Here is a 15,952-nt window from a genome sequence, read left to right as displayed (position 1 = left end):
TTCCTTCCGCGATGGATCGCATGCTCGATGCCCGGGCAGGCCCGGTGCTGGAACCCCTGCGGGCCGAAGTGTTTGGCGCGGCCCGCTTCGAGGAGCATGGCCGGCACCTCGGTTCCTCCCACGACGCGGGCAAGGCACCCTTTGGCCGCACCACGTTTTACCCGCGTCTGCAGAGCAACATCCGCGCGTTGCGGGCTGCGCACCGCTACCTGTTCGACGCGCCCCACGACGAGCATGCCATCAGCCCCGCCGCTGAATGGCTGTTTGACAACTTCCATCTGATCGAAAGCCAGCTCAAGGAGATCCGGGCCGGGCTGCCTCCGCGTTACTACCGCTCGCTGCCGGTGCTCAAAGACGCCCCGTTGGTGGGCCTGCCGCGTGTGTACGGTGTGGCCTGGTCGTTTGTGGCCCACACCGACAGCGCGTTCGATGAATCGCTGCTGGTGCACTACCTGAACGCTTACCAGGAGACCCGTGAGCTGAGCCAGGGGGAGCTGTGGGCGTTGCCCACCACGCTGCGCGTGGTGTTCATCGAAAACCTGCGCCGCCTGGCCGAGCGCCTGGCCAGCCACAAGGCTGCGCAGGAGCTGGCCAGCCTGTGCGCCACCCACTGCGAGGAGCTGACTACCCAGACCCTGGACGCTGCGTGCGCTGCCATGGAGCAGCGCGGCGTGGCCCCCGTTTTCCTGGCCCATCTGGCGCAATCCATGGCGGGGCGCAGAACGCCTGGAGGGCATACACCGGTGCAGCCCTTGTTGCCGGTGCAACAGTGGTTGTTGACCGCTGTGCCTGACCTGGTGGCGCTGCAGGCCCAGCAGCAGATCAACCAGGCGGCGGATCAGCTGAGCATGGGCAATGCCGTCACGGCGCTGCGGCGGGTGGGCGCGGCCGACTGGTCCGACATCATCAGCCAGACCAGCCTGGTGCTGCGCGCCATGCTGCAGTCGCCCGTGTTCGCGGCCGAGGACGAGTCCACGCGCAACACCACCTTGCACGGCATTGAAAACCTGTCGGCCCGCAGCGGGCAGGGTGAGGCCGCCGTGGCACAGGCGCTGCTGGTGCTGATGTCGGGCGGCCACAGCGAGCCTCAGGATGAGCCCGAAAGTGCGCAGGCGTTGGCAGGCTATTGGCTGCAAGGCGTCGGGCGCAGCCAGCTGGAGCACGCCCTCGGTACACGCCGCCATGCCGCCGATGCGGTAGCCCTGTGGCGTTCTGCGGTGGGTCTGTCGCGTGTGCCGCTGTACCTGGGCGCCTTGCTGCTGGGCTCGCTCGGCCTGCTGGCCTGGCTGATGGCGCCCCTGTGGGGTGTGCAGGCGGGGCCCGATACCAGCGCAGCCCATCTTGCGGGCTTGGCGCTGCTCGCCGTCTTGTTGCTGCTGCCGGTGTCCGAGATCGTGGTGGCCGTGGTCAACCGGCTCATTGGCGAATCCGTCCGGCCCACGTACATGCCCCGCTACCTGCTGCCAGCGGGCATTCCGGCATCGGCACGTGTGCTGGTAGCGATCCCGGCCCTGCTCAGCAGCACTGGCACCATCGACCGGCTGGTGCACCGCCTGCACCTGCATTACCTGGCCAACCCCGAGCCCTGTGCGCAGTTTGCGCTACTGACCGACGGAGTGGATGCCGATGTGCAAGACCTGCCCGAAGACGGCGCGCTGCTGGCCCATGCCCAGAGCCAGATGCAGGCCCTGAACCAGCAGCACCCCGTCACTCCAAGCAGTGCCCTGCGTTTTGTGCTGCTGCACCGTGCGCGCACCTACAGCCCCACACAGCAGCAGTGGATTGGCTGGGAGCGAAAGCGCGGAAAGCTCGAACAGCTGGTGGCCGCACTCGCCACCGGGGGGCAGGGCGCCTTCCTGGACCTGGACGAACTCTCGCACCTGGCACCGCAGACCCGCTATGTGCTCACGCTGGACAGCGATACGCAACTGCCCCCGGGCCGCCTGCGCAGCCTGGTGGGCGTGGCCGAACACCCCGAGAACCAACCCCGGCTGGATGCCACAGGCCAGCGCGTGGTGCAGGGCTACGGCATCCTGCAGCCCCGGGTGCTCGCGCCACTGCCCACGTCTGCCACCACCTCGTTGTGGCAGTGGCTGTTTGCGGGCCAGCAGGGACTGGACCCGTACAGCGCCATGACCTCCGACGTGTACCAGGATTTTTTTGCCGAAGGCAGTTTCACTGGCAAGGGCCTGCTGCATGTGGCCACCGTGCACGCCGTGCTGGGCGGGCGCCTGCCCGCCGACCAGGTGCTGAGCCACGACCTGCTTGAAGGCGCGCTGGCACGCTGCGCCGTGGTGAGCGATGTGACGCTGGTGGAGGCGGAGCCCGAGCACAGCGACACCGCCGCCGCCCGCCTGCACCGCTGGACGCGGGGCGACTGGCAGCTGTGGCCCTTTCTGGCCCAGGCCCATCGCTGGGGCCTCTCACCCACCAACCGCTGGAAGCTGCTGGACAACTTGCGCCGTTCGCTCGTGGCGCCCGCATCGCTGGTGCTGGTGGTGCTGGCCCTGGCGGGGCTGGGCCTGCCCTTGGCCAGCACGCTGGCGCTGGTGGTGGCGGCCTATGCGGCTGCGCCCTTGATGGGGGCACTGGCGGGCTGGGTGCCCAGCCGTTTTGGGCTGGTCGGCATGCGTTTTGTGCACGAAGCATCGGGCGACCTGTTAAGGGCCCTGGCCAGTGGCGTGTGGCACCTGGCCCTGCTGCCGCAGCAGGCTCTGTTGCTGGGCGATGCCGTGGTGCGCACCGTGCACCGGCAGGCTGTGAGCCGTTGGCATCTGCTGGAGTGGACCACGGCCGAGGCTGCGCAGAACACCCTGATCACAGGCCTGGGCGCCACGCTGCGCAGACACAAGGCGGCATCCTTGCTGGCGCTGGGCTGTGGCGTGGCGCTGTGGGCCGGTGGAACCCAGGCACCCTGGGCCCTGGTGGGGGCGCTGCTGGCGCTGTGGGCGCTGTCGCCGCTGCTGGTATGGCTGGCGAACAGGGTCCCGTCTGGCCGTGGCAGCCCAACGCTGTCGGCACAAGACCAGGACCTGCTGCACGGCGTGGCGCGCGACACCTGGCGTTTATTCGAGCGCTGTGTGGATGCACACAACCACTACCTGCCGCCCGACAACCTGCAGACCGCCCCGTATGAAATGGTGGCGCACCGCACCTCGCCCACCAACATCGGGCTGTACCTGCTGAGTGCCAGTTGTGCACGCCAGTTCGGCTGGATCGGCACGCTGGAGCTGCTCGACCGGCTCGAAGCCACACTGGCGACCCTGCAAGCGATGGAGCGGCACCGAGGCCACTTCCTGAACTGGTACGACACCGAAACCCTGCAGCCCCTGCACCCGCGTTATGTGTCCACGGTGGACAGCGGCAACCTCTGCGCGCACCTGGTGGCCGTGGCGCAGGCCTGCAGCGCGCTGGCGGCGCAGCCGCTGTCGCCGCAGGCGGGTGAGCAGGCCATTCGCGCATCGCTGGCGCGGCTGCAGCCCCGGCTGGGCATCCACCACCTGGGTATGCGCGGGTTGCAGCACCCCTCCGCGCTGAGCCGCCTGCTGGGCCTGCGCCCGCCCGACCCCGCGCACCTGCCTGAGGCCACGGCGTTTCGCGCGCTGCTGGCGCAGGCGCAGGACGAGCTGCGCAGCATGGCCCAGCCACGCCACCCGGCCATCGTGCACAGCCCGCCCACGGCGCAGGACGAACTGCTCTGGCTGCTGGCCGACCACCTGGCCACGCTGCAGTCGGTGGACCGTGACCAGCAGGCCGCGCACAGCGGCGGCGCGCCCGAGTCCACGCGGCGCCTCGTGGCCTTGGCCGAGGCGCTGGATGCACTGGCCTGGCAGGCTGACTTCCGGTTTCTGTACCACCCGCGGCGGCACCTGCTGCACATTGGCTACCGGGTGGACGAGCAGCAGCTGGACACCTCGTTCTACGATCTGCTCGCGTCCGAATCGCGCACCACCAGCCTGCTGGCCGTGGCCAAGGGCGACCTGCCCGTGCGGCACTGGGCGGCCCTGGGACGGCCGTTTTTTGCCAACGGCCACCATGCGGTGCTGCGCTCGTGGTCGGGCTCGATGTTCGAGTACCTCATGCCCACACTGGTCATGGACGAGCCGTATCACAGCGCCCTGGGTGAGGCAGGGCGGTCGGCCCTGCGTGAGCACGTGGCGCTGGTGCAGGGCCTGGGCAAGGACATGCCCTGGGGCATTTCCGAATGTGCCTATTCCGGACGCGACCACACGCTGGCGTACCAATACGCCCCGCAGGGCGTGCCCCGCCTGGCCTTGCGCCGCGCGCCCGTGGGCGAGCTGGTGATTGCACCCTATGCCACGGCGCTGGCTACGCAGGTGGATGCCCGCGCGGCCTGCGCGAACTTCCGCACCCTGGCTGCACTGTCGGCGCGTGGGCGCTACGGCTTTTACGAAGCACTGGACTTCACGCCCGAACGCCAGACCCATGGCGAGCGGCTCACGCTGGTCAGCACCTACATGGCCCACCACCAGGGCATGACCATCGTGGCGCTGGCCAATGTGCTGCTGCGTGGAGTGGCCCAGCGCTGGGGCACGGCGCATGCTCGCATCGAGGCCGTGCTGCCGCTGCTGCAGGAGCGCGCCCCGCGCGAGCTGCCCACCTTGCAAGCGACGCCGCCGCGCCTGCCGCCGCATGCGCGCCAGCAAAAAACGCCCGACCATGTGCGCTCTGTCACCCCGGGTGCCCACTCGCTGGAGCCGACACACCTGCTGGGCAACGGGCGCTACAGCGTCACCCTGCGTGCCAATGGGGCGGGCTGGAGCCGCTGGCACCAGACGGGCATCACCCGCTGGCGCGACGATGCGCTGCGGGATGCGCACGGCAGTTTTCTGTATGTGCGGCAGATGGGCTCCAGCGTGCCCGCGTCCGTCACCAGCCACCCCGCTCCCGATGCGCGAGCGGTGTACGGCAGCATCTTCCACACCGACCGCGTGTGTTTTGACGCACTGTGGCCGGGGCTGCGCGTGCACGCCACGGTGTGGGTGAGCCCGGAAGACGACATCGAACTGCGCAAGGTGGTGGTGAGCAACCTGGGCGACGAGGTGGTCGAGCTGGAGCTGATCTCGGCCCTGGACATCACCCTGGCCACCCATGCGGCCGACGAGGCGCACCCGGCGTTCTCCAACCTTTTCATTGCCGCCGACTGGCTGCCCGAACAGCAGGCGCTGCGGTTCATCAGAACGCCCCGCCTGCAGACCGAGACCACGCTGCAGGCCACCCACTTTGTGGCCGAGACGCAAGGCCATGTACTGGGCCTGCGTTGCCAGACCGACCGCCAGCTCTGGCTGGGGCGCAACCACACGCCCGGCCAGCCGTTGGCCCTGCTGAGCCGTGTGCCGGAGGCGCCCGCCGCGCTGGACACGGGGCTGGACCCCGTGGCCGCCCTGGGGGTGATGCTCCGCATTGCGCCAGGCGCGCAAGCCTGCGTCACATTTGCCACAGCGGCATCGCCAGACCCGGCCACGCTGCTGGCCATCATCGACAAGTACCGCCAGCCCACCTATGTGGAGCGCGCCTCGGCCATGTCGGCCACGCTGGCCAGCATCCAGTGGGCATCGCACCGCCCGCACCGCGACTACCTGCCCGCACTGCAGGCATTGACCACGGCGCTGGTGTTCACGCTGCCCAAGATCCATGCCGTGCCTGCGGGCCTGTTGACAGAGCCCCAGGTGGTCCACCGCGTGTGCGACCGCCGTGTGTTGTGGCAACTGGGCCTGTCGGGCGACCGGCCCATCGTGCTGGTGATGGCCGGATCGCCCCAGGGCATGGGCCTGCTGCGCACGCTGGCCCAGGCGCTGCGCGAATGGGCGCATGGTGGTGTGGCCTGCGACCTGGTGGTGCTCAGCAGTGAATCCCATTCGTACCATATGCCCCTGCAGCGCGAGCTGACGCTGCTGCGCGAGCACCACGATGCCGATCTCGCCACACACACCGGTCCGGCCGTGACCAGCTTGCGTGTACTGCGGATCGATGAGCTGTCGGCACCGCAACTGGGCACGTTGGCGAGCCTGGCCCGCATCACCCTGCAGGCCGATGGCCATGCACTGATCCACCAGGTGAAGGCCTGGGTGGCGGCCCATGGCGCATCCATGGCCAGCCCCTGGCGCGGCGGTGCCACCGACGAAGTGCCCACGCACCAGGGCAGCACGCGGGTGCCCGCACCGGTGGGCGGCTTTGCACCGGTCACCGGCACCTTCGGGTTCGATGTGTCGGCTGTGTTGCGGCCAGCCAAACCCTGGGTCAATGTGCTGGCCAATGCCCAGCTGGGGGCCATGGTGTCTGAAAGTGGCGCAGGCAACACCTGGGCGCTTAACAGCCGCCTGAACCAGCTCACGGCTTGGTCGAACGACCCGGTGGGCGACCCGCCCGCCGAATGGCTGCTGCTGCAGGACCGCCGCACGCGCGAGGTGTGGAGCCTGACGCCCTCGGCCTGGGGCGCATCCGATGTGGTGTACGGCGTGGAACATGCCCAGGGCACCACCACCATCCGCCACCGCCGAGGCTCGCTGGATGTAGCGGTGCGCTGGTGTGTGGACCCCATCACTGCCATCAAACAGGTGCATGTGCAGGTGCGCAACCTGGGCAATCGGCGCGAGCATCTGCGCCTGGTGGGCATGGTGGAATGGATGATGGGTGAAAAGCGCGGCGACCGTGCCACGCTGGCCACCGCACCGTGTTTTGCACCGCTGCCCGATGGCCGCTTGCTGGGCTTGTTGTGCACGCAGACCGAGGCGGCCGCAGGCTTTGGGGGGGGCACGGCCTTTTTCTGCGAGGCCTCGGCCGGGCCGGGCACGGACGACCGTGCCAACGAGAGCCTGGACTGGACCTGCGACCGCCGCGAGTTTTTCGATGCGCAGGGCGACCTGGTGGTGCCCCTGCAACTGGGGCAGCGCAGCGGGTTTGGGCTGGACCCTTGTGCAGCCCTGTCGCGCATGGTGACCTTGCGGGCCGGGGCGGCGTTCGAGCGCGTGTACCTGATGGGCTACGCGCCCACCGAGGCAGCGGCGCGCACGCTCGCGCATGAGGCCATGGCCGTGGCGGCCCGTGTGCGGGAGAAAGCGACCCTCGATGGATGGAACCTGCTGCTGGGCGCAACGCAGGTGGCCACGCCCGATCCGCTGTTCGATGTGCTGGTCAACCGCTGGCTGCTGTACCAGACGGTGTCCTCGCGCCTGTATGCCAAGGCGGGCTTTTACCAGGCGGGTGGTGCCACGGGCTACCGCGACCAGTTGCAGGATGCCATGGCGCTGGCCTGGGCGCAGCCGGGCACCTTGCGCGCGCAGATCGTGCTGTGCGCGTCGCGCCAGTTTGAGGCGGGCGATGTGCAGCATTGGTGGCACACGCCGGGCGGGGCAGGGGTGCGCACCCATTTCTCGGACGACCTGCTGTGGCTGCCCTTTGCCTGCGCGCAGTATCTGGAGCGCACCGCCGACAAAAGTTTGCTGGAGGAGCAGGTGGCGTTCCTTGAAGGCTCCGCCATTCCTGAGGGCGCTGAGGACATCTACGAATCCCCCGGCGCCAGCACCACCACAGCCAGTGTGTATGAGCATGCCGCACGCACCATCGACCGCAGCCTGCGCACCGGCGCACACGGTCTGCCGCTGATGGGCGGTGGCGACTGGAACGACGGCATGAACCGCGTGGGCGACGGCGGGCGCGGCGAATCGGTGTGGCTGGCGTGGTTTTTGTGCGCGATCGTCACCGACTGGATTCCGCTGGCCCGCGATCAGGGCGATCTGGACCGCGTGCAGCGCTGGGACACCGCATTGACCGGCTGGCGGGCTGCATTGGAAAACCAGGCGTGGGACGGCGACTGGTACCAGCGCGCCTTTTTTGACGACGGCACGGCACTGGGCAGCCCCACGCGGGACGAGGGTCGCATTGACCTGATTGCCCAGGCCTGGGCGGTGCTTTCGGGCGCCGCAGCGCCTGAGCGGCAGCGCGGCGCGATGGACGCGGTCGAGGCGCATCTGGTCAACCCCGCAGCAGGCTTGATCCAACTGCTCGCGCCCCCATTGCGCCATGCCTCACCCAGCGCCGGCTACATCCAGGCCTACCCACCCGGCGTGCGCGAGAACGGCGGGCAGTATGCCCATGGCGGCGTATGGGCCCTGATGGCCGCCGCAGAACTGGCAGTGCAGGGGCTTGATGAGCACCCCGGTGCGTTCGATGTGCCCTACCGCTACTTCACCTACTTGAGCCCGGCGCACCGGGCCCAGCACCCCGTGTGGGGGCCGGTGTATGCCGTGGAGCCCTATGTGATGGCGGCCGACATCTACAGCCAGCCGCCCTATGTGGGGCGGGGCGGCTGGAGCTGGTACACCGGCGCGGCGGGCTGGCTGCACCGGGCGGCGGTGGAGTCCATCGTAGGGCTGCAGATGCGGGCACAGGAGCTGTTTTTCACGCCTTGCCTGCCATCGCAATGGCCGGGTGCCGAACTGACCCTGGTGCGCGGTGGGTGCACGCTGCGATTCATTCTGGTGCGGATGTCCCCAGGGGCTGGGCCACCCAGCCTGCCCATGAATGCCCCGGCTGGTGCGCGCTGGCTTCAGGTGGGTGAACGGTTGCGATGGATCGATCTGTCTTCGGACCTGTGTTGTGTGATTCCCCTTCCGGTGCATGCGAACACGGTTTCTGGCGCTGCGTAGTACCACCCACGGATGGGCGCCATTTGGTAAATGTGTGTATGTGCGATACCGTACAGACCAGAAGGGTTCAGCCCCGCAAACTGGCTGCTTGCCCAGCGTGGCAGGCCCAACCGCGACGGCCGTGCGCCTCGCGTTACCAAAGGTGCCACCATCAAAAGATCCAATTCGCCCCTTCAGAATCAGCTGCTGGCCGCCTTGCCGGAGCTGGAGCTGCAGCGCTGGCTGCCGCAACTGGAGTCGGTGGAGCTGCCGTTGGGGCAGGTGTTGTATGAATCCGGTGCGGCCATGCCGTATGTGTATTTCCCTACCAACGCCATCGTGTCCCTGCTTTATGTGCTGGAGGACGGGGCTTCGGCAGAGATTGCAGTGGTCGGTTTTGAGGGGCTGGTGGGCGTCTCCATCTTCATGGGCGGCGGCTCAACCCCGAGCCGGGCTGTGGTGCAAAGCGCGGGTTCGGGTTACCGCTTGCGCGCCGATGTCATGAAGCAAGAGTTTGCCCGCTCGGGGCCCGTCATGCACCTGCTGCTGCGCTACACGCAGGCGCTCATCACCCAGATGGCGCAGACCGCCGTGTGCAACCGCCACCATTCGCTGGATCAGCAGCTGTGCCGCTGGCTGCTGCTGAGCCTGGACCGTCTGCAAAGCAACCAGCTGGTGATGACACAGGAACTGATCGCCAACATGCTGGGCGTACGGCGGGAAGGCGTGACCGAAGCGGCCCTCAAGCTGCAGCGGTCGGGGCTGATCAGCTACGCCCGGGGGCACATCAATGTGCTGGATCGCCCGGGCCTGGAGGGCCGCACCTGCGAGTGCTACGAAGTCGTCAAAAAGGAATACGACCGGTTGCTGCCCAAGGGCGTTGCCAGTTAGCGCGCCTCCCCACTGATGGGAGGGCCGGGCGGGGCGTGCTGTGTGCGCTGGCAGACAGTCAGGGTGCCAAGGGGCGCCCACACTGGCCGAAGACCTGCGCGGGGAAAGCCTCCACGCGGTTGTCATGATGCCGCTTCTTTGAGCGGCGCTGGCCGACCCGTGAGACACCTGGATGCACCGCCCCGAAAACGCCCTTCTTCACCGGCTGCCCCCGGCTGCGCGCCAGCAACTGCTGGACCATTGCGAGCCGTTCGAACTCGTGCTTTCCGCAGAATTGAGCGTGCGGGGCAAGCCGCTCGAATATGCCCACTTCCCCATTGAAGGTTTTTTGTCCCTGGTGATCGATGTGGACAGCCACCCCCCGCTGGAAGTCGGCATGGTGGGGGCCGAGGCCATGCTCGGGTCAGAGCTGATCTTGGGATTGGCCGCCACACCCTGGCGTGCCTTGGTGCAGGGGGCTGGGTCCAGCTGGCGCATTGGCGCCCACGAACTCCGGGCACAGATCACAGAGATTCCGGCACTGGAAACCCTGCTCCAGGCCTGTCTGCTGGCGCGCCTGCACCAGCAGACGCTGGCGGCGGCGTGCCAGCGCTATCACCTGATTGCGCCGCGCCTGGCGCGCTGGCTGCTGATGAGCCAGGACCGGTCGCAGTCAGAGCACTTTCATGTCACCCAGGAATTCATGGCGCTGATGCTCGGCGTGCGAAGGGTGGGGGTGACCGAGGCGGCGAGCCACTTTCAGGACGATGGGCTTATTACCTACCACCGGGGCGAACTCACCGTGCTCGACCGCCCGGCGCTGGAGGCCGAGGCCTGCAGTTGCTATGCCGCCGACAAGCAGATCTACCAGCGGTTGATGAAGGCCCAGCGCTGAGGCACGCTGCGCCCGTTGGCAGGTCCCGGCGCCCCTGTGATGGGGCCAGGTGGGGCTTACTGCTTGATCAACAGTTCGTCCTGAATGCTGCGAACGCCTAACACGCTGTGGGCCAGGCTCACCCAGCGGCTCTGCTTGGGGGTATTGTCTGCGGACTGATCGGTTTCCAGCGCCAGGGGATCGCTCAATGGCACCACGGCGGGGGGCGGGACCGAAGGCGGCTCCTCAGGATGGGTGGCTTCAGGGTGGGGGGCATGGCCCAGAAGGCGCTGGGTGCGCAGGGCTGTCGGGCTGGGGGTGTAGTTCTTGCCGATGGCCAGAGCGGGGGGTATGCCCGTGGAAAACATGAAGCTGTCCACCGAGCTCACGCCGGGCACGGTTTGCGCCACAAACACCGCCAGATCAATCTGTGTGGGGTCTGCCGCCATGCCGCTGAGCAGCACCACGCCCCGGTGCGATTCGACACCGATGTGAAAGCTGTTCACCACCGGCGAGAGGATGAGTGCGGCCCGAACCCGGGAGGTCAGCACACTGTCCTCCAGGTACGCGGTAGGTGAGGGACTGGCAGGTGCCCAGTCGGTGACCATGTCGATGCGCTTGCAGCCCTGCAGCGACATGACAGCAAGCGCCCCCAGAAGGGCGCCAGAAAATTGGCGGGGTGTGGGATGGCGCATGAAACAGTCCTTTGGAAAGGCGGCCACCATGGTGGTGGCTGTTGTTTGCACTGTCCCATGGTGCGCAGCGGCCGTCTGTTCGTAACCGTACCCACGGGGGTGTATTACTTTGTGCGAAAAGCGCTCACTGGATCAGCTCGCTTCACCATAAAACGCGAATCCACGCCGGTCTCGCTTGGCCGCGTACATCGCCGCGTCGGCGCATGCCAGCAGGTCTTCGGCCGCCGTGCCGTGCTGCGGGCAGATGGCAACGCCAATGCTTGGGCACACCCGCAATTGCAGGCTGGCGACTTTCATGGGGCGGGACACAGCGTCCAGCAACTTGCTGCACAGCTGGCGCAACGGTCCCGTGTCGGCAATACCTTGCAGCAGGCAGGCAAATTCGTCACCACCCAGGCGCACCACGAGGTCGCCATGGCGTACCGCCGCACTCAGGCGGGCGGCCGCTATGCGCAGCACCTCGTCACCTACGCCATGCCCATGGGTGTCGTTGACGGCCTTGAAGTGGTCGAGGTCGATGTAGATCACCGTGGGCCCTGGGTGGCCGGGGCGGCGCTGCGCCAGGGCATGGCCCAGCTGCTGCAGCAGGTGCCGGCGGTTGGGCAGCGCCGTCAGTTCGTCATGCAGTGCCTGGTGGCGCGCCCGCCGTTCACCGCTGCGCACGCAGGCCAGGTCGGCCTCGGCTTGAATGAGCGCTAGGTGGGTGCCTTGGTAGGTGCGCTCCAGCTCCTGCCGCTGCGCAGTCTCTCGTTCGAGTGCCTGGTGCATCTCCTCCAGGGCAGCAACACACTCGCGCAGATTGAAGTCCGGCCCTGGTTTGGCGGTGGGTGTGGGCGCCAGTCCATTCGGGATGGTATCGCCAGAGGGATTGAGAAGGCGCGCGCGCAGCGTCCCCAGCACCTGGGTCCAGTGTTGAATCTGTATTGCGCTGGGCCACGATGTGGTGAGCGTCTTGCCGAACAGGAATTGTCGTTGGTGGATACCCATGCGCCGCTCCTTTTTGGAGACGCTGCCTTGGCCTGAGAAAGATCTGGGCAGCGCGGAACTGGGACCAAACCACCGCCATCAGAACAACGTCCTTACTCGTGACACAGTCTGACGGCTTGAAAGGGCGTTCACTGTCTGCCAGCGCACATAGGCTGAACGCGGGGTCGGGGTGGTGGGTGAAAGTGTCTTGCGCGGTACGGGCTGGATCGGCGTGGCCGAGTTCGGTTGGCAGGCTGGATGTTGCGCGCAGCCACCACAGCCTTTACAGAAGGGCGTTGAGTGCTACATTCATCAGAGCGCCCGGCCGCAGTTTGCGCTGCGGGTTGCGCGCACCACCCCACCGCTGCTCCAGAGGAACCCGCCCATGTCACCGGAACGCCAGCGACTGATCCGCCTGTTGTTCGATGAGTACATCGAGATGTATGCCGCGCGGGATGCACGTCTGGTCACGCGCTTTAGCGATAACTTCAGCGGCTTTGCGGGCAGCAGCGACCAGCTGATCAAGAGCCGCAGCGAGTGGGTCGAGGTCACGCTGCAGGACTTTGCCCAGGTGCCAGGCCGCATCGGCATTGACGTGGTGGACCTTTTCCCCCAGGAGCTGAGTGATGACGTGGTGGCCGTCACCGCGTTCTTTCATATCCAGCTGCCCATCCCCGACGCATTGTTTGCACGCGAGACCGCGCGGCTGGTGCTGGTGTTTCGCCACGAGGGCGATGACTGGAAGATTGCGCACAGCAGCATCTCCATCCCGTTTGGTGTGGCCCGTGCGGGCGAGGTGTACCCGGTGGACCGGCTGCAGGAGCACAACCGCGAGTTGCAGGCGCTGGTTGACGAGCGCACCCAGGCCCTGGCCCAGGCCAACCAACAGCTGCAATGGATCAGCAACACCGACGGGCTCACCGGCATCGCCAACCGGCGCCACTTTGACCAGGCCCTGGCGCACGAATGGGCGCGTGCCCAGCGCGCCCAGGCCCCCCTGTCGCTGATCATGCTGGACGTGGACGTGTTCAAGCATTTCAACGACCACTACGGCCATCTGGCGGGCGATGCCTGCCTGCAGGCGCTGGCCCTGACCCTGGCGCAAACCGGCGGGCGCCGCGAGGGGGACCTGGCAGCACGCTTTGGCGGCGAGGAATTCGTGGTGCTGTTGCCCGCGTCGGATGCCCAGGCCGCCATGGACGTGGCCCACCAGATCCAGCACGCCATCCAGGCGCTGGCCCTGCCGCATGAGGGCGCACCCTCTGGCATCGTGACCGTGAGTTTTGGCGTGGCCACCGTGGTGCCCCAGCGCGACCAGGCCCCCGAAGAACTGGTGCGCCGCGCCGACCGCGCCATGTACCGCGCAAAGCAGGGCGGGCGCAATCGCATCGAGCAGGCTCCAGACTGAGGGGTTGGGCTTTGGTGCGACCACTGCCCGCAGTGGCATGGCCGCACTCTTATGCCGTCCATGCAGGGTTTACCCGAAATGCATGCACCGAAATGGTGACAATGGGCGGCTATGCATTTCTCCCGCTTCTACAAAATGGCCCTCATCCTGGGCCTGCTCTCGGCCATTGGGCCGTTTGCCATCGATATGTACCTGCCCGCGCTGCCAGACATTGGCGCCAGCCTGGGGGCGTCGGTGGGTGCCGTGCAGTGGAGCCTGACGGCTTTTTTCCTGGCGCTGGGGGCGGGCCAGCTGTTCTATGGCCCCGTCTCCGACATGGTGGGGCGCAAGCCACCGCTGTACTTGGGCCTGGGCCTTTTCACGCTGACCAGCGTGGGCTGCGCGCTGGCGACGGACATCGAAACCCTGGTGGCCCTGCGTTTCCTGCAGGGCCTGGGCGCGGCGGCGGGCATGGCCATACCGCGTGCCGTGGTGCGTGACCTGCACACGGGCACCGATGCAGCGCGGCTGATGTCGTTGCTGATCCTGGTGTTCAGCGTGTCGCCCATCCTGGCGCCGCTGGCGGGCAGTGGGGTGATTGCGCTCACGGGCTGGCGTGGTGTGTTTTGGGTGGTGGCCGTGGCCGCCGTGGCGGGGCTGGCGCTGGTGTACGGCGGCCTGCACGAGACACGCCCTGCGTCCGACCGCGTGGAAAGCAGCCTGGGCGGCGCCCTGCGCGCCTATGCGCTGCTGCTGCGCGACTGGCACTACCTGGGCCTGGTGTTCATTGGTGGCTGTGCCATGGCCGGGTTTTTTGTGTACCTGGCGGGCTCGCCTTTTGTGCTCATCAACCACTACGGCCTGTCGCCCACGCAGTACAGCGTGGCGTTCGGGGTCAACGCGGCGGCGTTCATCGGCGCCTCCCAGTTCACCGCCACGCTCGGCGAGCGTTTTGGCATGGCGCGGGTGGTGAAGGTGGCGGCCACGGCGTCGGGCGCGGTGATGGCGTCCTTGCTGCTGTATTACCTGGCCGGGGGTGATGACCTGGCCGTGCTGATCGGCTTGTACTTTGTGGCCAGCGCGCTCATGGGGCTGGTGATCCCCACCACCTCGGTGCTGGCGCTGGAGAAACACGGCGCCATCGCCGGCACGGCGTCGGCCCTTCTGGGCACACTGCAGATGCTGACCGGCGCCCTGGCCATGGGCGTGGTGGGCCTGTTTGCCACCGGCAAGCCCTTGCCCATGGTGATCGGCATGGCCACCGGCGCACTGGTGGGCGTGGCGCTGGCGTGGATCACGCTGGGTGGCAAGCGCGGCGCGCTGGTACATGCCTAGCTGTGCAGCAACTCTTGTAAAAACATGGAAAAAATACTGCTAGCGCTTAATGGGTAAGCGCTAACAGCTATGAATATAGGAGTAATTGGCCGCGATGAGACGGCCACTGTGCGGACTCTTTCTGTGCTACGCGCTCGCCGTTCAGATAGATGTACTGAACCAGCTTGCGGGAGCCAGGGGAGTATTCGGCCAGCAGGTTGCCGTGCACGCCGTAGAACTCATGCGTTGTGATGCCTCCCTGGATGACCTGCGTGCGCTTTTGGTCCCCGTCGTAGGTGTACTGCACCCGGGCGGCGGCGGTGGAGCAGTTGATGCACTTGAGGTTGGGAACGCTGTCGTACTCGAAAGTCCGGGGGCCGCGCACGATGATGTTGCCCATGGCGTCGTAGGATTGATTGGCTTTCCTGGTCGATAAAAACCGGCCAGTGCCCACCATGGTTTTTTGCGACACCTCTGTAGCTCGAGTTCAAAGCCATTAGATCCAGCCCCGAGTCACAGACGTCATCTGCATCCGAACCTTCGCATACCAGCCAGTATTGTGGATGGCCTGTTATCTCCGCAATCGGTGGCTAATGACTGGCTGATATGGACACAAGTCCAAAAGGCTGCAGCTGACTTGGCCTCTGAGAAAACGTTATTGGCACAAATTTTCAGCAGCGCTTTTGAGATTCGCAATGAACTCTGAAAGAAGAATGCGTTGTCCCAACTTCCCATCATTCTTTGGGAATGCAATGCATACTGAATCGCGCCCTTGCTCGCGATCCAACAGCAGCAAGAACTGTCCCTCATAGCTCACCTCAGCAATAAGATGCTCATATCCAGGTTCACTCAAAACTACCGTCTGCCATTTGACATCTCTCATATGCTGCCTCTTATGGTTCAAGGAACCCTGTGAATTTCCCATCCGGCCCAAACCGAGCGCCACGCCCACCAGGGCTTTCGCGAACGTCAACGCCTCCATGACGGTTTGGTCCGTCAACGCGCTCCGGGGAATTCACAATGCCGTCCAACGTTCGTTGACCTTGAGTATTTTTATCCTCTGGAGTGCCTTTCACCGGATCGAAGGCGCTACCTACTCGATCCCCGTGCTTTTGTTGCGCTCGTCCAGCCTTGGTTAGTCCTCCCCTGTCAGGTTCGCTTCCCGACGCAGGATCCGGCGGGATCGACGCGGCACCTC

At 66.6% G+C, this 15,952-nt stretch carries 9 protein-coding genes; 5 read left to right on the top strand and 4 right to left on the bottom strand.

What is annotated here, in order from left to right:
* The first annotated feature begins 20 nt into the window (after positions 1-20).
* The 3 genes from ASE52_RS07035 (at position 21) to ASE52_RS07025 (ending at position 10,413) form a co-directional block, all read left to right on the top strand.
* The gene (locus tag ASE52_RS07035) at positions 21-8,669 is read left to right on the top strand and encodes a glucoamylase family protein (RefSeq protein WP_057225290.1); all 8,649 of its coding nucleotides are present in this window, start codon (positions 21-23) and stop codon (positions 8,667-8,669) included.
* 195 nt (positions 8,670-8,864) lie between these two features.
* The gene (locus ASE52_RS07030; RefSeq protein ID WP_057224768.1) at positions 8,865-9,539 is read left to right on the top strand and encodes a Crp/Fnr family transcriptional regulator; all 675 of its coding nucleotides are present in this window, start codon (positions 8,865-8,867) and stop codon (positions 9,537-9,539) included.
* A 172-nt stretch (positions 9,540-9,711) separates the two neighbouring features.
* Positions 9,712-10,413, top strand: a complete 702-nt coding sequence (locus ASE52_RS07025; RefSeq protein ID WP_057224766.1) for a Crp/Fnr family transcriptional regulator — start codon at positions 9,712-9,714, stop codon at positions 10,411-10,413.
* A 56-nt stretch (positions 10,414-10,469) separates the two neighbouring features.
* Here ASE52_RS07025 and ASE52_RS07020 read toward each other — a convergent pair whose 3' ends face one another.
* Entirely contained in the window at positions 10,470-11,087 is a 618-nt protein-coding gene (locus tag ASE52_RS07020) for a BON domain-containing protein (protein ID WP_241776935.1), read from the bottom strand.
* 132 nt (positions 11,088-11,219) lie between these two features.
* Entirely contained in the window at positions 11,220-12,074 is an 855-nt protein-coding gene (locus ASE52_RS07015; RefSeq protein ID WP_057224763.1) for a GGDEF domain-containing protein, read from the bottom strand.
* Positions 12,075-12,438: 364 nt separating this feature from the next.
* Between ASE52_RS07015 and ASE52_RS07010 the strand changes: the two genes are divergently transcribed.
* Positions 12,439-13,461 (top strand): diguanylate cyclase, encoded by a 1,023-nt coding sequence (locus ASE52_RS07010; RefSeq protein WP_057224762.1) that lies wholly within the window; start codon positions 12,439-12,441, stop codon positions 13,459-13,461.
* 111 nt (positions 13,462-13,572) lie between these two features.
* Complete coding sequence (locus ASE52_RS07005; RefSeq protein WP_010465582.1) at positions 13,573-14,775, top strand: multidrug effflux MFS transporter; 1,203 nt, start codon at positions 13,573-13,575, stop codon at positions 14,773-14,775.
* Positions 14,776-14,842: 67 nt separating this feature from the next.
* Here ASE52_RS07005 and ASE52_RS07000 read toward each other — a convergent pair whose 3' ends face one another.
* Together ASE52_RS07000 and ASE52_RS06995 are read right to left on the bottom strand one after the other, a co-directional pair.
* Complete coding sequence (locus ASE52_RS07000) at positions 14,843-15,226, bottom strand: sugar-binding protein (protein ID WP_241776934.1); 384 nt, start codon at positions 15,224-15,226, stop codon at positions 14,843-14,845.
* A 183-nt stretch (positions 15,227-15,409) separates the two neighbouring features.
* On the bottom strand, positions 15,410-15,736 hold the full coding sequence (locus ASE52_RS06995) for a hypothetical protein (protein ID WP_198928066.1): 327 nt from the start codon (positions 15,734-15,736) through the stop codon (positions 15,410-15,412).
* Between the last annotated feature and the right edge of the window lie 216 nt (positions 15,737-15,952).

Source organism: Acidovorax sp. Root275 (genome assembly GCF_001428965.1).
Classification (GTDB): domain Bacteria; phylum Pseudomonadota; class Gammaproteobacteria; order Burkholderiales; family Burkholderiaceae_C; genus Acidovorax; species Acidovorax radicis.
Note: the sequence above shows the minus strand (reverse complement) of the source record. Positions and strands in the feature narration are given on the sequence as shown.